The sequence below is a fragment of the Streptomyces sp. NPDC007905 genome (genome assembly GCF_042959345.1).
Taxonomy (GTDB): Bacteria; Actinomycetota; Actinomycetes; order Streptomycetales; family Streptomycetaceae; genus Streptomyces.
Map to the genome: position 1 here is coordinate 120,894 of NZ_JBIBKS010000006.1, position 20,248 is coordinate 141,141.

Here is a 20,248-nt window from a genome sequence, read left to right on the forward strand (position 1 = left end):
AGGCCCTGATTCCGTGTTGTACTTGCATATCCGAACGGACTGGATCACCCCAGTCCCCCAGACGCCGAGAGGAGGCGAGTCCAGTGATCAGCATCAACACCAGCACCATCAACACGGCCAAACTGACCGATCGCTCGGCCGTCTCCACGTGCATGCTCGGCGCCTCCACCCAGGGCACCGGTCTGTCCGGCATTCGTGCCGACCGTCCGGCGTCCTCCCTGTCTCCTGCGGGCCTTCCCGTCCGCGAGCGCAATGAGCGACCGAGCAAGGCACTGGAAGCGGTAGCGGCACAGGCACATGCCTATGCCTTTGCGGCGGCCGGTGCCGGATTCCGGAAGCAGACGACGCAGCACCACCTGATGTGGGCCTTCCGTGGGCCAGAACCCTGGAGTGATCCAGCCTGATCGCCGATCAGGCCGGCGCCTTCAGGGCCGCGGAACCCCATCCGGGATCCGCGGCCCTTCTGTTTGCCCCGAACGGGGACGACAGAGCGAAGGGGCCTCGGGACAAGAAAAGAACCCGGTACCAAGCCGACACCGGTCAACCGGCCGGACCGACCAGACGAGGAAGACCACCCGTGCAACTCGAAGCGCACGCCCCGTCCGTACCGCCTTCGCAAACGATCCCCCCGCCCGGCCTCACGGAGGACTCCACCTTGACCCCCCTCACCGCGCTCACCGCGCTCGACGACGCCATCGAGAACCTCGGCGTACCCGTCCCCTGCCGTTCCTACGACCCCGAGGTCTTCTTCGCCGAGTCGCCGGCCGACGTCGAGTACGCCAAGTCGCTCTGCCGCACCTGCCCGCTGATGGAGGCCTGCCTCGCCGGCGCCAAGGAGCGGCGTGAGCCCTGGGGCGTCTGGGGTGGCGAGCTGTTCATCCAGGGTGTCGTCGTCGCCCGGAAGCGGCCCCGTGGCCGCCCGCGCAAGAACCCGGTCACAGCATGAACACCGCAGGAACGATCGACCGCCCCCTCACGCACGACCCCAAGAAGCAGGCCCCGATGAAGCCGTCCACCCGCGAGCCCGAAGGCTCCGCAACCCAAGACTTCACCACCAGCGGCGCGACCGACTCGCGTCAGAACAGGACCCGAGAGATGCAACTCATCCCAGAAGCCCTGGCACGTGCGCATATGCAGGAGCGCCTGCATGAGGCCGAGCAGGAGCGCCGGGCCGTGCGCCTGGTGACCGCCCGGCGCATGCAGCGCCGGGCGGAGCGCGCCTCGATGCGCGCCCGCCGCGCGCTGGCCATGGCCGTCATGCAGTAACGATCACACCTGAGAAGCGGTGGCCTCCCGGCCCAGGGAGGCGAAGCCTCCCCGCGGGGGCCGGTCCGACCGAACGGACCGGCCCCCGCGGTGCGTTGTGCACGGCGATCCACCGGCCGGGGAGTTATCGTCGGCGGGTGACGAGTCTTCCCGCAGGAAGTGATCAGGGCGGCTCCACCACGGAGGCCCGCCCCCATGTGTGCGCCCGCTGTGGCACCCCCGCCGGCGGCTCCCAGCCGGCCACCTGGACCTGCTCCGTGGAGAACGGCGTCCGCCAGTACTTCTGTGACGTCTGCTCCCGGGACAACCTGCGAGCCATCGAGGGGCGGCTGGACTCGGCCTGGTGGTGAGAACGCTTCTCGAGGCCCCTCCCCATCCCCTCCCCCCACCCCTCACAGCCTCACGGCCGTGCCTGTCGCAACCTCACGGCCCGTGCCTCTCACAACGTCATGGCAGCCCGGATCACGCCTCCGCCGCCGGTTCCTCCTCGGTCGGCTCGTCCTCGGGCGCGAAGCTCAGGTCGTCATCGGCCACGAACCCGGGCAGCCATTCCTCCAGTTCCTCGCGCAGCCGCACCGTGGCACCCAGCTGGCACAGCACGCCGATCGTGCTGAGTGTCACCCGGTGTATCAGCAGATAGGCCGGCGGCAGGTTGAGCTGCTTGCCCAGCTGGTAGGCGGGGGAGCGCGGGTCGGCGATGCGGGCTGCCTGGCTGCGCATCCACGAGCGGGTGAAGGTGAACGCCTCGACGCGGGCCGGCTCGATGATCGGCAGCAGATAGTCGAGGACGGCGTCGGGGTCCAGCTCTATGGACTCCTTGACGAATCCCTCCGCGCACAGCAGCTCGTAGACCGTCTCCGCCTCGCCGTCCAGGGTCATCCGCAGCGAGGTCCCGATCGGTGTGGGCAGGCCGCCCGGGAGCCGGTCGACCGTGCCGAAGTCCAGGACGCCCAGCCGCCAGTCGTCGTCGCCCTCCGGGCCGCCGGGCAGTAGACGGAAGTTGCCCGGGTGCGGATCGGCGTGCAGCAGGCCGGTGCGAGCAGGTCCCGAGAAGAGGAAGCGGGCCAGGAGCTGTCCGGCGCGGTCGCGCTGCTCCTGGGTGCCGTCGGTGATGATCTCGGACAGCGGGATGCCGTCGATCCACTCCGTGACCAGGACCTGATCGCACTGGTGCACCACTACCGGGACCACCACGTCCGGGTCGTCCGTGAACTCCTCCGCGTGTGCCGCCTGGGCCTGGGCCTCCAGCGCGTAGTCCAGCTCCTCGGAGACGCGGTCCCGCATCTCGGCGATCAGCGGCTTGATGTCCATGCCGGGAATGAGCGGCCCCAACAGCCTTGCGAAGCGACTGAGTTGGGTCAGGTCGGACAGCAGCGCCTCGCCCGCACCCGGGTACTGGACCTTGACCGCGACCTCGCGGCCGTCTTGCCACACCGCCCGGTGGACCTGGCCGATGGAGGCCGCGGCCGCCGGCTTGTCCTCGAACTCCAGGAACAGGTCCCGCCAGTCCGCTCCCAGCCGCTCCTCGAGCACCGCGTGGACCGTGCGGGTCGGCATCGGCGGGGCCGCGTCCTGGAGCTTGGTCAGCGCCGCGCGGTAGGGGCCGGCGACCTCCTCCGGCAGGGCGGACTCGAAGACGGACAGGGCCTGCCCGAACTTCATGGCGCCGCCCTTCAGCTCCCCGAGGACCTTGAACAGTTGTTCCGCCGTGCGCTGCTGCAGTTCCCGGCCGACGATCTCCGCGGACTCGCCCACGATCCGCTTGCCCAGCCCCCAGGTCGCCCGGCCGGCGAAGCCGAGCGGGAGCGCGGCGAGCTTGGCGGTCCGGGTGACCGCCTTCCGGGGAAGATCAGACATGCGCCCTCCAAGTCCCAGTCGGCCGCTCCGCGCCTGCCTGGTGTCGTCGCTCGGTGTGCGGCCGTTGCACCGCCATTGTCTCCCGCGGCTCCCCATCCGTTGAGGAGTGCTCCTCATTACCTCTCTCCGCAGCCCCGCACGCGCATGCCGGGTGTGGCCACACGGGCCGGGAATGCCAGGTCAGACCTGGTAGGGAGGCCTCCCAGCGGGCGCCCGCGCTGGACGGTGACTCACCGTCGAGGAAGGCGAGGACGTGTGCTGCGGCCAGTCCCGCGACCGCCGTGGCGAGGGCGAGGTCGCAGGCCCCCACCCGACGGGCCTGACCGGAGCGCCACTGGGCGACCAGGCGGGGCCAGGCCGGGTCCCGGTCCGTGCGGTCCTGGTGCAGGCAGCCGGCGCAACTGGTCTCGCCGGGCAGGACGAGGGGCCCGACGACGCCGGTTGCCTCGACGACACCCGCGTACAGGTGAGGGGTTCCCGAGGCCATGAGCGGTTCGGCGGCCAGCGGGTCCGGTGTGTGCACGGCGACATCGTCCCGGGGGGCGAGGATCACCAGGGAGAGCCCGGGATTCTCCGTCGGGACACTGGTGGGGCCAGTGGGTCCGGTGGGTTCGGTGGGCCCGGTGGGCCCGGTGGGCCCGGTGGGCCCGGTGGGGCGACTGCGGCGGCGTGGGCGGCCGGGGGCTGCGCGGCGGACGGCTGCCCGTGCCGCCTCGTCCCGGCGCTCGCGGAGCGACTCGGCGGGCAGCCCGCCCGGGGCCACGTCCCACGGCTCGACGCGCCCCACGTCGCGCACGTCGACCTCGCCGACGCCCGCGCCGGACAGGACCGAGGCCAGCAGGGCTCCGACCCGTCCCGCACCTCGTACCTGGACCCGCAGTGCACGACGGGCCGCGAGCCGGGCGAGGGCGCCGCCGGGCCCGGGTGTGGTCAGGGACAGCGAGGCGAGGTCGGGGCGCAGCCGCTCCAGGACGTCTGTTTTCTCCCGCAGCGCGTCCGCGGCCGGTCCGCCTCCGCGCGTGTCGTCGAGCAGGCCCGCGTGGGCCAGCCGCTCCACCAGGGTGTCGACGTGGTGGTCCGGCAGGTCCATGCGCCGGCCCTCCTCACGTAGCAGCGGCAGTCCGCGGGTGCCGTTGAGCAGTTCCAGGAAGCTGCCCGTGGCCGTGTCCATCGGCCCCAGTGTCATCGCGTGTGCCGGAGTCATTCCGAACTGCACGGTGTTGAGGTCGCGCCAGCCGCGCCGTAGCGCGGGCTTCACCATCGGATGCATGTCAGGTCCCCGTATGCGTCGAATTCCCATGAAACGCCCGTTGAGTCACGGGATGCCCCGTCGTCGAGAGCTGGTCATGCTCCGCCGACGGATTCCAGAATGCCGGGCTGCGGTGGAGGGTGCCGGAAGTTGTCCACAGGCGGGGGGTGATCGTCGTATAAGTCAGTCAGGCCAGTCGGGCATATCGGTCGTACAAATCAGACGCACGGTGGGCATCGGCATCGAACCGTCCCGGAGCCGGGACTTCGGCCCTGTCCAGCGGGTAACGTCGGGGCGTGCCCGCCGACCCACTGCACCGCGCCGGAAAGCCACAGCGCAGCATGACGAGCCAGCCGCCGAGCAGCTCGGGGGCGAGCGCGATCGAGGTCCGCAGGAGTACCCGGCGCCGCCGTACCGTCTCCGCGTACCGCGAGGGCGATCGCACTGTCGTGCTCATCCCCGCCCGGATGTCCGAGGCGGAGGAGCAGCGCTGGGTGAGCGTCATGCTCGACAAACTCGCCGCCCAGGAGAGCAAGCGGATGCTGGGCGACGCCGAGCTGACCGAGCGCGCCGGGCGGCTGTCGGCCCAGTACTTCGGCGGCCGGGCACGCCCCGCCTCGGTGCGCTGGGTCACCAACCAGAACACCCGCTGGGGTTCGTGCACCCCGGCCGAGGGCAGCATCCGTCTCTCGCACCGGCTGCAGGGGATGCCGGAGTATGTCGTCGACTACGTCCTCTGCCACGAGCTGGCGCATCTGCTGGTGCCCGGTCACGGGCCGGACTTCTGGCGGCTGCTGGAGTCCTACCCGCGCACCGAGCGGGCCCGCGGCTACCTGGAAGGCGTGGTGGCCGCCGACCGGCTGCCGCATGTGCCCGGTGCCCGCGGAGAGTGAGCCGGACGCCGTACATCCGCCCCCGGGCGCGGTTGTGTACCGGCTCTGTACCGGCTGCGTCCGATGCCGGGGTTTGCCGTTAGCCTGGCGCGACGCACTCACATTCGGGATGGGGGACGGTCGTAACGCATGGCCAGGGAATTCCAACGCGGCCACAAGGCCAGGATCAGTGACCTCACGGCGGGCACGGATCTGTACGTAGGTGTGCAGATCTCCGCCCCCGGACTGACCTTCGACATCAGCTGCTTCGGTCTGGACGCCGACGAGCGCCTCTCGGACGACCGGTACTTCGTCTTCTTCAACCAGCCGAAGTCCCCGGAGGAGTCCATCCAGCTGCTGGGCACCCATGCGGGCGACACGGAGTCGTTCCGGGTGACCCTGGACCGGATCCCGTCCCACATCCGCAAGCTGTCCTTCACGGCGACCATCGACGGCGCCGGGCAGATGTCGCAGGTGAACCCCGGATACCTGCGCATCGTGGCCGGTGGCGAGGAGGTCGCGCGGTACTCCTTCAACGGATCGGAGTTCTCCACCGAGCGGGCCGTGATGCTCGGTGACCTCTACTTCAAGGACGTGTGGCGGTTCGCCGCGGTCGGGCAGGGCTTCGACGGCGGTCTGGAGGCGCTGCTGAAGAACTTCGGCGGCCAGGTGCTGGAGGAGGAGGCGCCCGCGGCCCCGCAGCAGCCACAGTCCGGCGCCGCGCCCGGCTTCGCCCCGCCCGCCCAGGCCGGGCAGCCGCCCGCGTTCGGCGCCCCGGCAGGCCCTCCCGCGCCGCCTCCCGCGCCTGCCCCGGCACCCGCTCCGCAGGGCTTCGCCCTGCCCGGCACCACCCCGCCCCCGGCTCCGGCACCCGCACCGAACGTGCACGCGGCACCGACGGTCATCGCCCCCCTGACCCCGCCCGCCGGCGGCATGGTTCCGCCGCCGGCTCCGGCGCCCGCGCCCTACGGTCAGCCGCCGCAGCAGCCGTCCCACGGCGGTCAGCCGAGTGCGCCGATGCCTCCGGGCTACGGCCAGCAGCCCTCCCACGGCGGTCAGCCGAGTGCGCCCATGCCTCCGGGCTACGGCCAGCAGCCCCCCTACGGGCAGGTCCCCGGCCAGCAGACCGCCCCCTACGGAGTGCCGCAGGGCGCGCCCCAGGGCGGTGCCGGGGTCTCCGCCGCGCTCCAGAAGTTCAGGGAGACGCCCACCGGGCAGCGCTGGACGTCGCAGAACAGCAAGCTGATCCGCGTCGACCTCGGCATCGGCGGGCAGCCCGTGCTGGCCCGGCAGGGCAGCATGGTGCTCTACCAGGGCAAGGTCGACTTCAGCTACAAGGGCGCCGGATTCGCCGGGCGGCTCGTGGGCAGCGCGACCGGCCAGGAGATGCAGCTGATGCGCTGCACCGGCCAGGGCCAGGTGTTCCTCGCCGAGAACTCCACCCACCTGCACCCCGTGGAGCTGCAGGGCGACGCGATCTGCGTCTCCGCCGAGAACGTCCTCGCCTTCGACGAGAGCCTCCAGTACGAGGTCCGCCGCATCGAGGGGCACGGCATCCCCGGTGGCGCGCTGTTCACCATGCAGTTCCAGGGCACCGGCACCATCGTCGTCAAGACGCACGGAACGCCCGTCGTGCTGCCCGTGACGCCCACGACCTTCGCCGACTGCAACGCGGTCGTCGCCTGGTCGGCCGCCTCCCAGGTGATCGTCTCCAGCCAGGTCCGGATGCGCCGCAACGCCTACCCGGGCGACACGGGGGAGAGTGTCAACCTCCAGTTCCGGGGCGCACCCGGCAACTTCATCGTCGTCCAGCCCTACGAGGTCTGAGGGAGCCCGTCATGAACCAGCCACTCGCGGGCTACGCCCCCGCACCCGTCACCGCCCGCATGGAGAACCACGGCAACCACATGCTGAAGGTCGCCATGCAGACCGGAAACGACCTCCTCGCGCGCGTGGGGTCGATGGTCGCCTACGAAGGCTTCATCCAGTACGAGCCCAACCCGCCGGCCGTCCGGCAGATCGCCCGCGACTGGATCACCGGCGAGGGCGCCCCGCTGATGAAATGCACCGGCGACGGACTGCTCTACCTCGCCGACTACGGCGCCGACGTCGTGGTGATCAACCTCAACGGCGACGGCATCTCCGTCAACGCCACCAATCTGCTCGCCTTCGACGCCCACCTCACCTGGGGCGTGGAGCGCGTCAAGGGGCTCGCCAAGTTCGCCGGACAGGGCCTGTGGAACACGAAGATCTCCGGGCAGGGCTGGGTGGCGCTGACCTCCCGGGGCAAGCCGATCGTCGTCGACTGCGGCGGCGGCGAGGACGAGACGTACGTCGACCCGGACGCGCTCGTCGCCTGGTCCCCGAACCTGAAGGTGAAGGGCAAGCGCAGCTTCAAGGCGCAGTCGCTGATCGGCCGGGGCAGCGGTGAGGCCTACCAGATGGCCTTCTCCGGCCAGGGCATCGTCGTCGTCCAGCCCAGCGAGGACAGCACCGACCGCCTTCGGTTCCGGGGCTGAGGGGGAGCCAGAACATCATGCAGAGCCCGCTTTTCGCGCACAACGACTCGCAGACACAGGAGCGTTGGAGCCTGCAGAACAAGCAGATGCTCCGCGTCACCCTGGAGGGTCACGACGACATCCTCGCCCGCAAGGGCACCATGGTCGCCTACCAGGGACTCGTCGAGTTCGACGCCGAGTACCGCAGCAACGGCCAGGCACGCGCGCGTGCGTACACCGGTGAGGGCCTGGACCTGATGCGCTGTCACGGGCAGGGCACGGTCTACCTCGCCAACCTCGCCCAGCACGTGCACGTCATGGACGTCGAGCAGGACGGGCTGACGGTGGACAGCAGCTACGTCCTCGCCATGGACTCGTCGCTGCACCACGAGGTCATCGCCGTCGACAGCCTCTACGGCATCTCCGGGTCCGGGAAGTACCAGCTGAACATCACGGGACGCGGCAAGGTCGCCCTGATGACCTCGGGCGCGCCGCTGCTGATGCAGGTCACGCCCGACAGGTACGTCAACTGCGACGCCGACGCGATCATCGCCTGGTCCACCGGGCTGCGCGTGCAGATGCAGGCCCAGACGCACTCCTCCGGCGTGTGGCGGCGGCGGGGCAACACCGGTGAGGGCTGGGAACTGAGCTTCATGGGCTCCGGGTTCGCGCTGGTGCAGCCCAGCGAGCTGCTGCCGCCGCAGAACGCCCAGATCGGCCAGGGGCTCGCCGCCCAGTTCGGCATGGGACAGCAGGGGGCGCGGGCGCAGAACCAGGGCAACGTCTGGAGCTGACCGGTCAGTAAGCAAACGTAAGGGACGACCGCCCGGGCGGTCGCCCCTTACGCATTCACAGTCTGGCGCGGGTCGCTTCGAGCAGGCGTACGACCGACTCGTCCGCCACGTCCGGCACCCGGTCGTAGGCGAACCAGCGCACGTCCAGTGACTCGTCGCTGATCACGTGCTCGGCATCGAGCGGGGCCAGGGCCGCGTACTGCACGTCGAAGTGCCAGTGGCACGGGGCCGGGATCGGATGCCGGTCCAGGCGCACCGGGCCCCCGGGGAGCAGAGTCAGCCCGGGGATTCCGGACTCCTCGGTCGCCTCGCGCAGCGCCGCCGCTTCCAGGGTGGTGTCGCCCCGCTCGCAGTGGCCGCCCATCTGCAGCCACATCCGCAGCTTCTTGTGGAGCGTGAGCAGTACCCTGCCGCGCTCGGGGTCGATCACCAGGGCGCTCGCCGTCACATGGCCGGCGCGGCAGGCCTTCCACATGCCGTCCGGGTGGGCCGACAGATGGTCGAGGTAGGCCTGACGCAGCTCTTCCTGGCCCTCGTACGCCTTCAGTACGAGGACCGCGTCGTCGTACAGACTCACTCGGTGTCGTCGCCCTCGGTCTCGCCCTCGTCCTTCTTCCTGAGGTCGGGCCTGCCCGTGGAGCCGTCCGCCGCCTCGCCCAGCATCTTGTCCAGCTCGGAGAAGTCCAGCTGCTCGCGGTGCACGAAGCCGTCCGGGTCGTCCAGGTCGGTGGCCGTCGGCAGCATGTCCGGGTGGTGCCACAGGGCGTCCCGGCCGTCGACCCCGCGCGCGTCCGTGAGCGAGGCCCACAGACGGGAGGCGTCGCGGAGCCGGCGCGGGCGCAGCTCCAGGCCGATCAGCGTGGCGAACGTCTGCTCCGCCGGACCGCCGGTGGCACGGCGACGGCGCAGCGTCTCGCGCAGCGCGTCGGCGGACGACAGACGCGGCTTCGCGGCCGCGTGCACCACCGCGTCCACCCAGCCCTCGACGAGCGCCAGAGCCGTCTCCAGACGGGCCAGGGCCGCCTTCTGCTCGGGCGTGTCCTCCGGCTGGAACATGCCCTGCTGCAGGGCGTCCTGCAGCTGCTCCGGGTTCTGCGGGTCGAACTGGCCGACCACGTCCTCCAGCTTGGCCGTGTCGACCTTGATCCCGCGCGCGTACCCGTCGACCGCGCCGAACAGGTGCGAGCGCAGCCACGGCACGTGCGCGAACAGGCGCTGGTGGGCGGCCTCACGCAGGGCCAGATAGAGCCGCACCTCCTCCTGCGCTACGCCGAGGTCCTTGCCGAAGGCCTCCACGTTGGCCGGGAGCAGCGCGGCCTTGCCGACCGGACCCAGCGGCAGGCCGATGTCGGTCGAGCCGACGACCTCGCCCGCGAGCACGCCGACGGCCTGCCCGATCTGGGTGCCGAACATGGCGCCGCCCATCGAGCGCATCATGCCGATCAGCGGGCCCGCCATGGCCTGCATCTCCTCCGGCAGGACATCACCCATGGCCGCGCCGACCCGCTCGGCGACCGGATCGACCAGCTCCTGCCAGGCGGGCAGGGTCGCCTCGACCCACTCCGCGCGGGACCAGGCCACCGCCGAGCCGGCGCCCGACGGCAGGGACGTCACATCGTCCAGCCACAGGTCGGCCAGACGGACGGCCTCCTGCACCGCGGACCGCTCGGCGGCACCGACACTCGCGTCCTTCACGCCGTCCGGGGTGCCCTGGGAGACCGTCTGGCGGGCGATCTGCTTGGCCATGTCCCAGTTCACCGGGCCGCCCTCGTAGGAGAGCATCTGGCCCAGCTGCTGGAACGCGGCGCCCAGGTCGGTGGGGTTCAAGGAACCGAACATCGCTGCGAGCGGATTGTCGGCGCCGGGACCGCCAAAGCCTCCGGCTCCCGGCAGACCGCCGAAACCGAACGGGTTGGCCGGTCCCTGCCCACCACCGCTCTCCTGGTCCTTCTTCTTGCCCTCGTCGCCGTCTTCCGGCTCCTCCGGCGGAAGGCCGAATTCGAATGGGGTGTCACTCACGGGGTTCCTCGGCTGGTAAGGCCACCGGTCTCAATCCGGCGGCGCGGCTGCCCGACGTCACCACCCAGCGTAGACACCCGGACCCGATCGGGCCTCGGTGCTTCGTCCTCCGAAGGCCTGCGGCAGGATGGATGCACCTGGTACGTACGCGTCCCTCGCGCTCGTACTGAAGACAACCGCTGGAGACGCCCGGTGAGTTCCCCAGATCCACAGGTTCGCGCAGCGCGAAACCCGTCAACCTCTCCCGCCGTCCGCGGACCCGTCGTCGCGGTCACCGGCGCCGCCCACGGGGTGGGCGCCCTGCTCACCGAGCGGCTCGCCGCCTCCGAGGAGATCAAGCAGGTCATCGCCATCGACGAGCGGCGCGGGGAGTGCGCGGCCGCACAGTGGCACATCCTCGACGTCCGCGACCCGGCGATCGCTGACAAACTACGGGGCGCGGACGTGGTGGTGCACCTGGCGCTCGACCTGGACCTCGGCAGCGACACGGCCGCGCGTACCGCTTACAACGTCCGGGGGACCCAGACCGTGCTGACCGCCGCCGCGGCCGCCGGGGTGCACCGGGTCGTGCTGTGCACGTCCGCGATGGTGTACGGGGCGCTGCCGGACAACGAGCTGCCGCTGTCGGAGGACGCGGAGCTGCGGGCCACGGCCGAGGCAACCGGGGTGGGGGACCTGCTGGAGGTCGAGCGGCTGGCGCGGCGTGCTCCGCGGGCGCATCCGGGGCTGAACGTCACCGTGGTGCGGCCCGCCGTGCTGGTGGGGGGCACGGACACCGCGCTGACCCGGTACTTCGAGTCGCCCCGGCTGCTCGTGGTGGCCGGGTCGAGGCCGGCCTGGCAGTTCTGCCATGTCGAGGACCTGTGCAGTGCTCTGGAGTACGCCGTTCTGGAGAAGGTCGACGGGGAACTGGCCGTCGGCTGTGACGGGTGGCTGGAGCAGGAGGAGGTCGAGGAGCTGACCGGGATCCGCCGGATGGAGTTGCCGTCGGCGGTCGCGCTCGGCGCCGCCGCTCGGCTGCACCGGATCGGGCTCACTCCCTCTCCGGCGGGGGATCTGGCGTACACGATGTATCCCTGGGTGGTGAGCGGGAGCCGGCTGCATGACGCCGGGTGGCGGCCGCGGTGGACCAATGAGGAGGTGCTCGCGGAACTGCTGGAGGAGGTTTCCGGGCGGCACACGGTCGCTGGACGCCGGCTGGGGCGCAAGGACGCGACGGCGGCGGGTGCCGCGGGCGCCACGGTGGCTCTGCTGGGCGCCGCCGCGGTGGTGCGCCGGGCCCGGAAGGCCCGGCGCCGGATCTGAGCGGACCAGAGGATCCGCCTCGGGTCTGAGCAGCCCAGAGACTCCGCCCCCGCGTCCCCGCCAGAGGCTCTCGGGCCGGACGCAAGGGCCGGCCGCACCGCGATCCCTCAGGGCTCTGCCTCTATGGCCCCGCCGCAGGCTCCGCTCCCGCGATCCCACCAGGGGCTCCGCTCCCGCGTCCCGCCAGGGGCGCCGCCCCCGCGCCCCCGTCAGGGGCTCCCAAGTCGGGCCCCGGGCGCACCCCACCCGACTCGATGGCGGAGAAGAGGCCCCGGCCCCTTTCGAGCGGTCGTTCGGGTGCTTGCGAGTGGTCCCTGTAGGAGGCTCCAAACGCCCCGTGCGCGTGCGTGCTGAAAGTCGTATTCCGGGTTGTCGGAGGCATGCGGCACGATGGGGGCATGGCACCCACGAACGATCACCCCGGTGAGCAGGCCGCTCAGGATCCCATCAAGCTGATCGGCATCCGGGAGACCGCGCTGTCCGTGGACGAGGTGTTTCAGGCCGTCGGGGACGACGCCGCCGGCGGCATCGCGCTGTTCGTGGGGACGGTGCGCAACCACGACGGGGGAACCGACGTCGACGCGCTCGGGTACTCCTGCCATCCCAGTGCCGAGGCCGAGATGCGGCGGATCGCCGAGAAGATCGTCGCCGAGTACCCCGTGCGGGCGCTGGCCGCGGTCCACCGGGTGGGGGACCTGAGCGTCGGGGACCTCGCCGTCGTCGTGGGCGTGTCCTGCCCCCACCGGGGCGAGGCCTTCGAGGCCTGCCGCAGGCTGATCGACGACCTCAAGCACGAAGTGCCCATCTGGAAGCACCAGAAGTTCTCCGACGGGACCGAGGAGTGGGTCGGTGCCTGCTGACCTCGACCGACGCCCGCTGACCTCGACCGCACCTTTGTTCACGTTCGACCCACAGCCCCCTCCGGTTGCGTAACCACCCCCCTCGCGTGAGCGTTGTCAGTGCGGATGGGTAATCTGTTGATCACTCAGTTGCGGACGCTCATGGGGTAGGGAGGGCGGCATGGCGGCACTTGCCTGGTTGCTGATTCCGCTGGTGGCCGCGGTCTGCGCCGGTCTGTGGGGCAGTTGGGCCAACCGGACCCGCAAGGCACGCAGCGACGGGCCCGAACTGGACGGGTACGCGCGGTTCCGCGAGGCCATGGAGAAGTCCCACACGGGTGCGCGCGGCGCCTGACGAGGGTGCCCTGACGGTGCGCTGACAGAGGCGTCCCGTACTGTCGTGACATGCCACGCCGCACCGCGACGATGCTCGCCTCCACCCTGATGCTGATCGCGCTCCTGTGCGCGGGAGTGCTCATTCCCGTGCCGTACTCGGAGATGTCCCCGGGGCCGACCGTGAACACGCTCGGGGACCACGCGGGCGAGCCGGTGCTGCAGATCGCGGGGCACAGGACCTACCCGACGGACGGCAACCTGAACATGACCACCGTCCGGGTCACCAGCGCCGACTTCCGGATGAACCTGGTGGAGGCCGTCTACGGCTGGCTGGCGCACGACAGCAAGGTCGTGCCCCACGACACCCTCTACCCGGACGGCAAGACGGAGGAGCAGTCCACCCAGGAGAACGCCGAGGAGTTCAGCCAGTCCCAGGAGAGCGCCAAGGTCGCCGCACTGAAGGAGCTGGGCGTCCCGGTGAAGTCCTGGGTGATCGTCTCCACCGTCGTCAAGAACTCTCCGGCCGAGGGCAGGCTGCACGCCGGTGACGTGCTCAGGGCCGTGGACGGGACGGCCGTCAAGCAGCCGTCCGACGTCGCCAAGCTCGTCACCCAGCACAAGCCCGGGCAGAACGTCGTCTTCACCGTTGTCCCCGCCAAGGAGCAGGCCGCCGCCGCGAAGGAGAACAGAACGGCGGCGAAGACCCGGAACGTCACGATCACCACGACGACCTCCGACGACACCGGCGCCAAGCGGGCCATCGTCGGGATCTCCGCCGGAACCGACCACACCTTCCCGTTCAGCATCGACATCAAGCTCGCCGACGTCGGCGGCCCCAGCGCCGGACTGATGTTCGCGCTCGGCATCTACGACAAGCTCACCCCCGGCAGCCTCACCGGCGGCAAGTTCGTCGCGGGCACCGGAACCATCGACGACAACGGCACCGTCGGGCCGATCGGCGGCATCGAGATGAAGACCGTCGGAGCGCGCGACAAGGGCGCCCAGTACTTCCTGACGCCGGCCGACAACTGCGCGGCCGCCGCCAAGGAAACCCCGAGCGGACTCACCCTGGTCAAGGTCAAGACCATCGACGACGCCCTCGGCGCCCTGAAGGACGTCCGCAGCGGAGACACCGACGCGCTGCCGAAGTGCACCGCCAAGGGCTGACAGACGGGCCCCGGTACACAGCCGGGGGCGCCCCCTGTCACGAGGGGCGCCCCCAGTGCCGTACGGACGGAGAAGATCAGTCCTCGAACGTGGCGGACAAGGCCTCCGCCAGACCCGGCACCAGGTCCGGGCCCGTGAGGACCTCCGTCGAGGAGTCCTTCTCGCGCAGGCGCAGCGCCGACTCGCGGTTGCCGTCGCGCAGCACCGCGACCGTCATGCGGACCTCCTGGCGCTCGGGGTGGTCGGCCACCCACTTGGCCAGCTCGGCCTCGCTCAGGCCGTCCGGGACCTGCGCCTCGGCCGACGGAGGCAGCATCAGGCGCTCGACCGTGAGCGCGCAGCCGACCACCGCGTCCGGCCAGGCGATGGTGCCGAGGAACTCGTCGAGCGGGTTGTCCGTTGGAACCTCGTCCTGCTCGATCGGGGTGAGACCGGTGATCTCGGGCTCGTCCTCCAGGCCGAGCTGGGCCGCGAGGGCAGGTTCCTGAGCCCGCAGCCGTGCGGTGTCTACGAGGGCGAAGAGGCGAGCGGGCTGGTCCCAGCCGAGGCCGGAGGCGTACTCGTCGATCTCGAGTACGGCCCGGGTGAGCGGGTTCGCTGCCATGGGAGTGTTGGACATGGTCACAATCCTGCCTCGTTCCCGGCCGGAATCGGGAACCGAGTAAACCGTGAGTAAGTTGCATAGGTGTGGGCCCGCGATCACGGGGGGCCACGGGGGGCCCGCGAACACGAGGGCCTGACGGATCGACAGCGAACTTCGAGGTGCGCACCTTGGCTTTCCAGATGCCGGACCGCGGCGGAGGCCCGACGGGGCCGCGGATCAGAGCGGGCCGCCCGTCCCGGCGCGCCCGGACCCTGCTCATGACCCTGGGCGTCCTCGCCGTCCTCGGCATGGCGTTCACCATGTTCGCGGGCTTCTGGACGGACTGGCTGTGGTACCGGTCGGTGCACTACTCGTCCGTGTTCACCACCACCCTGTGGACGAAGATCGGGCTGTTCTTCGTCTTCGGCCTGCTGATGGCCCTCGCGGTGGGCTTCAACATGTGGCTCGCGCACCGGCTGCGGCCCCCGCTGAGCGCCATGTCCATGGAGCAGCAGAGCCTGGACCGCTACCGGATGGGCATCGCGCCCTACAAGACATGGCTGCTGCTCGCCGTCACCGCCCTCGTCGGACTGATCGCAGGGGCCTCGGCGGCCGGTCAGTGGCGCACCTGGCTGCTGTGGGTCAACGGCGTGCCCTTCCACCAGAAGGACCCGCAGTTCCATCTCGACGTCGCCTTCTACGCGTTCGACCTGCCCTGGTACCGGTTCCTGCTGGGCTTCGGCTTCGCCGCCGCGATCCTCTGCCTGATCGCCGCCGCGCTCACCCACTACCTGTACGGCGGGCTGCGCGTCACCAGCCCCGGCGCGCGTGCCACGGCCGCCGCGACCGGGCACCTGTCGGTGCTCCTCGGCATCTTCGTGGCGCTGAAGGCGGTCGCCTACTGGCTCGACCGCTACGGCCTCGCCGTCAAGTCCAGCGACTTCAAGGCCACCGACAACTGGACCGGCCTGCGCTACGTCGACGCCAACGCCTATCTGCCCGCCAAGACGATCCTGTTCTGCATCGCCGTCATCTGCGCGCTGCTGTTCTTCGCCACGCTGTGGCGGCGCACCTGGCAGCTGCCGGTCATCGGCTTCGGCCTGATGGTCCTCTCGGCGATCCTGATCGGCGGCCTGTACCCGGCCATCGTGCAGAAGTTCCAGGTCCAGCCCAACGAGCAGGCCAAGGAAGCCCCGTACGTCCAGAAGAACCTCAAGGCGACGCGCGAGGCCTACGGCATCGACGACACCAAGGTCACCGAGTACGCGGGCAAGTCCACCACCCCGGACAAGACCAAGCTGCGCGACCAGGTCGTCGACACGGCCAGCCTGCGCATCCTGGACCCGAACATCGTCTCGCCGACGTTCCAGCAACTGCAGCAGATCCGTAACTACTACGGCTTCCCGACCAACCTCGACGTCGACCGGTACCCCAAGGACGGCAAGGACCAGGACACCGTCATCGGTCTGCGCGAGCTGAACCTGAACGGCGTCCCGAAGAACAACTGGATCAACGACCACTTCCGCTACACCCACGGCTACGGCGTGGTCGCCGCCAAGGGCACCGAGGCCGACGCCGAGGGCCGGCCGGTCTTCACCGAGAAGAACCTGCCGTCCACGGGCGACCTCGGCTCCTACAAGCAGCAGATCTACTACGGCGAGAAGACCACCGCGTACTCGATCGTCGGCGGCCCCCAGAAGGAGGTCGACTACTCCGACGACCAGGGTGAGAAGACCACCAGCTACACCGGCAGGAGCGGAGTCAACCTCGACAACCCGATCAACCGGGCCGCGTACGCGGTGGCGTTCAACGAACCGCAGATCCTCTACTCCGGCGCGATCGGCAAGGGCTCGCGGATCCTGTACAACCGCACGCCCAAGGACCGCGTCGAGGCGGTCGCCCCCTGGCTGACCATCGACGGCGACGCCTACCCGGCGGTCGTGAACCACCGCATCCAGTGGATCGTCGACGCGTACACGACCACCAATGGATACCCGTACGCCTCCCGTACGACCCTCGGTGACACCACGGCCGACTCGCTGACCGCCACCAACAACTCACGTGCGGTGGTGGCCCAGCAGAACCAGGTCAACTACATCCGCAACTCGGTCAAGGCGACCGTCGACGCGTACACCGGCGACGTCAGGCTCTACCAGTGGGACGCCAAGGACCCGGTGCTGAAGACCTGGATGAAGGCCTTCCCCGGCACGGTGAAGCCCCGCGCGGACATCTCCGCCGACCTGATGGCCCATCTGCGCTATCCGCAGGACCTGTTCAAGGTCCAGCGCGAGCTGCTCACCCGCTACCACGTGACCGACGCGCAGACCTTCCTCAGCGGCAGCGAGGTGTGGGAGGTGCCCGACGACCCGACCAACGACTCCGGCAGCGCGGTACCGCCGTACTACCTGAGCATGAAGATGCCCGACCAGAGCGCCCAGGCGTTCTCGCTGACGACGACGTTCACGCCGAACGGACGGGACAACCTCAGCGCGTTCATGGCCGTCGACTCCGATCCGCGCACCGACGACTACGGCAAGATCAGAGTCCTGAAACTGCCGACGAGTACGACGGTCGACGGACCCAAGCAGGTGCAGAGCCAGTTCAACTCCGAATCGGCCATCGCCGAGACCATCAGCCTGCTCAGCCGCGGGCATTCGAAGGTCGAGTACGGCAATCTGCTGACCGTGCCGCTCGACGGAGGACTGCTGTACGCGGAGCCCGTCTACGTCCGCGGTGGCTCGCTCAAGTACCCGTTGCTGCGGAAGGTCCTGGTGACCTACGAGGGCAAGACCGCCTTCAAGGACACCCTGGACGAGGCCCTCAACGAGGTGTTCGGCGTGCAGAGTTCGACCACGCCACCGGACACCGGCACCAACCCGCCCAACTCCAGCAATCCGACGGTCCGCCAGGCACTGCAGGACGCCCAGAAGGCCATCGACGCCGGGAAGGAAGCCCTGAAGCAGCCACAGGGCCCGGACTGGGACGCCTGGGCCAAGGCTCAGAAGGACCTGGAGGCCGCGCTGAAGCGGGCCGAGGAGGCGCAGACCAAGGCCGAAAAGACCAGCGGCGGCACCAAGGGTTGATCAACACCACCCCGCGCCGTGATACGGTTGCTGAGCAACGGCGCGGGGTGGAGCAGCTCGGTAGCTCGCTGGGCTCATAACCCAGAGGTCGCAGGTTCAAATCCTGTCCCCGCTACTGAAGTCGAAGGCCCGGATCCTTACAGGGATCCGGGCCTTCGTGGTGTGCGAACTCATGTGCAGAGGGGGGCAGACGGTCGCGCCGCCGTGGGGAGTTGGGCGCATTGTGTTTGACTTATCTCTCTGTGGGCATGTCGACAAAACGCTGAAGTGACCTCACGGGCTGCGGTATACCGGGTGTACCCAGGTTGCAGGTGGTGCGACGATGGACGTTATGGGGGACAAGGCAACTCTGTTCGAGACAGGGCGATTTGTGCAGTCTTCGGGTGAGGAGCCGGCCCGGGACGAGATGGGCGACATGGGGGAGGCCGCCGAGGAGGTCCGCCTGCGGTTCGCCGCGGAGACCGGCGACACCGAGGCGGCGAGCGTCCTCGGGGCCATGCTGCTGCGCCGTGGCGACCTCGACGGAGCCGAGCCCTACCTGCGTGCCGCCACCGCGGCCGGGGACCGGGCCGCCGCCAACAACCTGGGTGTCCTCCTGCACCAGCGCGGCTACGCCGACGAAGCCGCCGGCTGGTGGCGCATCGCCGCCGTAGCGGGCTCGGCCGCCGCCGCGCATGCGCTCGGCCGGCACCACCGTGAGCGCGGGGACGAGCCCGCCGCCGAGTACTGGCTGCGCCAGTCCGCCGAGCAGGGTCACGCGCTGGGCGCCTACGCGCTCGCCGACCTGCTGGAGCACCGCGGGGACGCCGATGCCGAGCACTGGATGCGGGCCGCCGCCGAACGCGGACACCGGGAGGCCGCCTACCGGCTGGCCCGCGCGCTCGACCGCAAGGCCGCCCACGAGGACGAGGCCGCGGCCGACAACGCTGTCGAGGAGGTCGAACAGTGGTACCGGCAGGCCGCCGCGCGCGGCCACCGGCGGGCCGCGCTGCACCTCGGGGCGATCCTGGAGAAGCGTGGGGAACTGAAGGAGGCCGGGCGCTGGTACCTGACCTCCGCCAAGGACGGGGAACCGCAGGCCGCCTGCGCGCTCGGCTTCCTGCTGCGGGACGCCGGGGACACCGAGAGCGCGGCCGTGTGGTGGCTCAGGGCGGCCCAGGACGGCGACGGCAACGCGGCCAACGCGCTGGGCGCGCTGCACGCCGAGCGCGGGGAGACGCAGACCGCCGAGCGCTGGTACCGGGCCGCGCTGGACGCCGGGGACGACAACGGGGCCTACAACCTCGGGCTGCTCTGCGCCGAGCAGGGGCGGACCGCACAGGCCGAACAGTGGTACCGGCGGGCCGCCTACGCCGGACACCGGGAGGCCGCGAACGCGCTGGCCATCCTGCTGCTCCAGGGCGGCGACACCACCGGGGCGGAGCCGTGGTTCTCCAAGGCGGCCGAGGCCGGGAGCGTGGACGCCGCGTTCAATCTCGGCATCCTGCACGCCGGGCGGGGTGAGGAGCCGGTCGCGCTGCGGTGGTACGAGCGGGCGGCCGCCGCCGGGCACACCGAGGCCGCGCTGCAGGTCGGGATCGCCCGGCTGCGCGAGGGGGACGAGCAGGAGGCCGAACGGCATCTGCGGTGCGCGGCCGGCGGGGGGAGCGCGGAGGCGGCGTACCGGCTGGCCACCGTGCTCGACGCGCGGCGGCCGCCGGAGCCCGCGCACGAGCTGGGCGAGATCGTGCACGAGAAGACCGAGTGCGAGGAGTGGTACGAGCGGGCGGCCTCCCAGGGGCACCGGCGGGCGCAGGTGCGGGTCGGCATGCTCGCGGCGGCCCGGGGTGATGTGGTCGAGGCGGCGCGGTGGTACCGGTCGGCGGCCGAGGCCGGCTCGCGCAACGGTGCGTTCAATCTCGGGCTGCTGCTGGCCCGCGAGGGGAGCGAGCCGGAGGCGGCGGGGTGGTGGGCGCGGGCCGCTGACGCGGGGCACGGGCGGGCGGCTCTCCGGCTGGCCCTGGTCTACGCGCGTCAGGGGGAGCTGGCGGAGGGGCAGAAGTGGGCCGACAGGGCCGTGGCGCTCGGGCCCGCCGAGGTCGCGAAGCGGGCGGGGCGGCTGCGGGACGCTCTGCGGGAAGAGCTGTCGGCGTGACGGGACGTGACCCCGGCCACTCGCCGCCCACCGATTTGCTTCCCTGCACCTCCCTCACGTAATGTCGTGTTCACCGACGCGGGGTGGAGCAGCTCGGTAGCTCGCTGGGCTCATAACCCAGAGGTCGCAGGTTCAAATCCTGTCCCCGCTACTGAAGGCCGAGGGCCGGAATCCAGAGATGGGTTCCGGCCCTCGGTGCGTTTGCCGTGCGTGTGCGGTGGGTCGGCGATTGCGGCTGCGGCGGGT

The 20,248-nt window shown here is 70.7% G+C and carries 19 protein-coding genes and 2 tRNA genes; 16 read left to right on the forward strand and 5 right to left on the reverse strand.

Annotation, left to right across the window (positions count from 1 at the left end; translation table 11 throughout):
• Positions 1-83: 83 nt before the first annotated feature.
• From ACFZDC_RS12795 to ACFZDC_RS12810, 4 genes are all read left to right on the forward strand, one after another.
• Positions 84-404: a hypothetical protein gene (locus ACFZDC_RS12795; protein ID WP_391323030.1), complete on the forward strand. Its 321-nt coding sequence runs from the start codon at positions 84-86 to the stop codon at positions 402-404.
• A 173-nt stretch (positions 405-577) separates the two neighbouring features.
• Positions 578-946, forward strand: a complete 369-nt coding sequence (locus tag ACFZDC_RS12800; protein WP_391323032.1) for a WhiB family transcriptional regulator — start codon at positions 578-580, stop codon at positions 944-946.
• Complete coding sequence (locus ACFZDC_RS12805; RefSeq protein WP_391323034.1) at positions 943-1,266, forward strand: hypothetical protein; 324 nt, start codon at positions 943-945, stop codon at positions 1,264-1,266. Before ACFZDC_RS12800 ends, ACFZDC_RS12805 begins: the two co-directional genes overlap by 4 nt.
• Positions 1,267-1,403: 137 nt before the next feature.
• Positions 1,404-1,616: a hypothetical protein gene (locus ACFZDC_RS12810; RefSeq protein WP_391323036.1), complete on the forward strand. Its 213-nt coding sequence runs from the start codon at positions 1,404-1,406 to the stop codon at positions 1,614-1,616.
• A 112-nt stretch (positions 1,617-1,728) separates the two neighbouring features.
• Here ACFZDC_RS12810 and ACFZDC_RS12815 read toward each other — a convergent pair whose 3' ends face one another.
• Together ACFZDC_RS12815 and ACFZDC_RS12820 are read right to left on the reverse strand one after the other, a co-directional pair.
• Positions 1,729-3,123 (reverse strand): AarF/UbiB family protein, encoded by a 1,395-nt coding sequence (locus ACFZDC_RS12815; RefSeq protein WP_391323038.1) that lies wholly within the window; start codon positions 3,121-3,123, stop codon positions 1,729-1,731.
• Entirely contained in the window at positions 3,116-4,393 is a 1,278-nt protein-coding gene (locus ACFZDC_RS12820; RefSeq protein WP_391323040.1) for a TOMM precursor leader peptide-binding protein, read from the reverse strand. Before ACFZDC_RS12820 ends, ACFZDC_RS12815 begins: the two co-directional genes overlap by 8 nt.
• Before the next feature lie 275 nt (positions 4,394-4,668).
• Here ACFZDC_RS12820 and ACFZDC_RS12825 point away from each other — a divergent pair, with 275 nt between their 5' ends.
• From ACFZDC_RS12825 to ACFZDC_RS12840, 4 genes are all read left to right on the forward strand, one after another.
• Positions 4,669-5,265: a SprT-like domain-containing protein gene (locus tag ACFZDC_RS12825; RefSeq protein WP_391323042.1), complete on the forward strand. Its 597-nt coding sequence runs from the start codon at positions 4,669-4,671 to the stop codon at positions 5,263-5,265.
• Positions 5,266-5,394: 129 nt separating this feature from the next.
• Positions 5,395-7,071, forward strand: coding sequence for a TerD family protein (locus tag ACFZDC_RS12830; RefSeq protein WP_391323044.1), 1,677 nt, complete (start codon positions 5,395-5,397; stop codon positions 7,069-7,071).
• 11 nt (positions 7,072-7,082) lie between these two features.
• Positions 7,083-7,763 carry an AIM24 family protein gene (locus ACFZDC_RS12835; RefSeq protein ID WP_391323047.1) on the forward strand — a complete coding sequence of 227 codons (681 nt, stop codon included), beginning with the start codon at positions 7,083-7,085 and terminating at the stop codon, positions 7,761-7,763.
• Positions 7,764-7,780: 17 nt separating this feature from the next.
• Positions 7,781-8,536 carry an AIM24 family protein gene (locus ACFZDC_RS12840; protein ID WP_391323049.1) on the forward strand — a complete coding sequence of 252 codons (756 nt, stop codon included), beginning with the start codon at positions 7,781-7,783 and terminating at the stop codon, positions 8,534-8,536.
• 55 nt (positions 8,537-8,591) lie between these two features.
• Here the strand turns inward: ACFZDC_RS12840 and ACFZDC_RS12845 are convergent, their stop codons facing one another.
• Positions 8,592-9,113: an NUDIX domain-containing protein gene (locus ACFZDC_RS12845; RefSeq protein ID WP_391323051.1), complete on the reverse strand. Its 522-nt coding sequence runs from the start codon at positions 9,111-9,113 to the stop codon at positions 8,592-8,594.
• Positions 9,110-10,555: a zinc-dependent metalloprotease gene (locus ACFZDC_RS12850; protein WP_391323053.1), complete on the reverse strand. Its 1,446-nt coding sequence runs from the start codon at positions 10,553-10,555 to the stop codon at positions 9,110-9,112. The genes ACFZDC_RS12845 and ACFZDC_RS12850 overlap by 4 nt, the downstream gene beginning before the upstream one ends.
• Before the next feature lie 192 nt (positions 10,556-10,747).
• Here ACFZDC_RS12850 and ACFZDC_RS12855 point away from each other — a divergent pair, with 192 nt between their 5' ends.
• From ACFZDC_RS12855 to ACFZDC_RS12870, 4 genes are all read left to right on the forward strand, one after another.
• Positions 10,748-11,860 (forward strand): NAD-dependent epimerase/dehydratase family protein, encoded by a 1,113-nt coding sequence (locus ACFZDC_RS12855; protein WP_391323055.1) that lies wholly within the window; start codon positions 10,748-10,750, stop codon positions 11,858-11,860.
• A gap of 398 nt (positions 11,861-12,258) precedes the next feature.
• Complete coding sequence (locus ACFZDC_RS12860) at positions 12,259-12,720, forward strand: molybdenum cofactor biosynthesis protein MoaE (RefSeq protein ID WP_391323057.1); 462 nt, start codon at positions 12,259-12,261, stop codon at positions 12,718-12,720.
• A gap of 160 nt (positions 12,721-12,880) precedes the next feature.
• Positions 12,881-13,054, forward strand: a complete 174-nt coding sequence (locus ACFZDC_RS12865) for a hypothetical protein (RefSeq protein WP_319150919.1) — start codon at positions 12,881-12,883, stop codon at positions 13,052-13,054.
• Between the two features lie 50 nt (positions 13,055-13,104).
• Positions 13,105-14,202, forward strand: coding sequence for a PDZ domain-containing protein (locus ACFZDC_RS12870; RefSeq protein ID WP_391323059.1), 1,098 nt, complete (start codon positions 13,105-13,107; stop codon positions 14,200-14,202).
• Positions 14,203-14,278: 76 nt separating this feature from the next.
• On the opposite strand, the gene ACFZDC_RS12875 is transcribed toward ACFZDC_RS12870, so the two are convergent.
• Positions 14,279-14,821 carry a PPA1309 family protein gene (locus ACFZDC_RS12875; RefSeq protein ID WP_391323061.1) on the reverse strand — a complete coding sequence of 181 codons (543 nt, stop codon included), beginning with the start codon at positions 14,819-14,821 and terminating at the stop codon, positions 14,279-14,281.
• Positions 14,822-14,985: 164 nt separating this feature from the next.
• Here ACFZDC_RS12875 and ACFZDC_RS12880 point away from each other — a divergent pair, with 164 nt between their 5' ends.
• The 4 genes from ACFZDC_RS12880 to ACFZDC_RS12895 all read left to right on the forward strand — a co-directional run bounded on the left by ACFZDC_RS12880 (position 14,986) and on the right by ACFZDC_RS12895 (position 20,153).
• Positions 14,986-17,868 (forward strand): UPF0182 family protein, encoded by a 2,883-nt coding sequence (locus ACFZDC_RS12880; RefSeq protein WP_391323450.1) that lies wholly within the window; start codon positions 14,986-14,988, stop codon positions 17,866-17,868.
• Positions 17,869-17,909: 41 nt separating this feature from the next.
• Positions 17,910-17,983 (forward strand) — tRNA-Met (locus ACFZDC_RS12885).
• A 207-nt stretch (positions 17,984-18,190) separates the two neighbouring features.
• A complete protein-coding gene (locus ACFZDC_RS12890) occupies positions 18,191-20,002 on the forward strand; it encodes a tetratricopeptide repeat protein (RefSeq protein ID WP_391323063.1) in 1,812 nt (603 codons plus the stop codon).
• Between the two features lie 77 nt (positions 20,003-20,079).
• Positions 20,080-20,153 (forward strand) — tRNA-Met (locus tag ACFZDC_RS12895).
• Positions 20,154-20,248 lie beyond the last annotated feature (95 nt).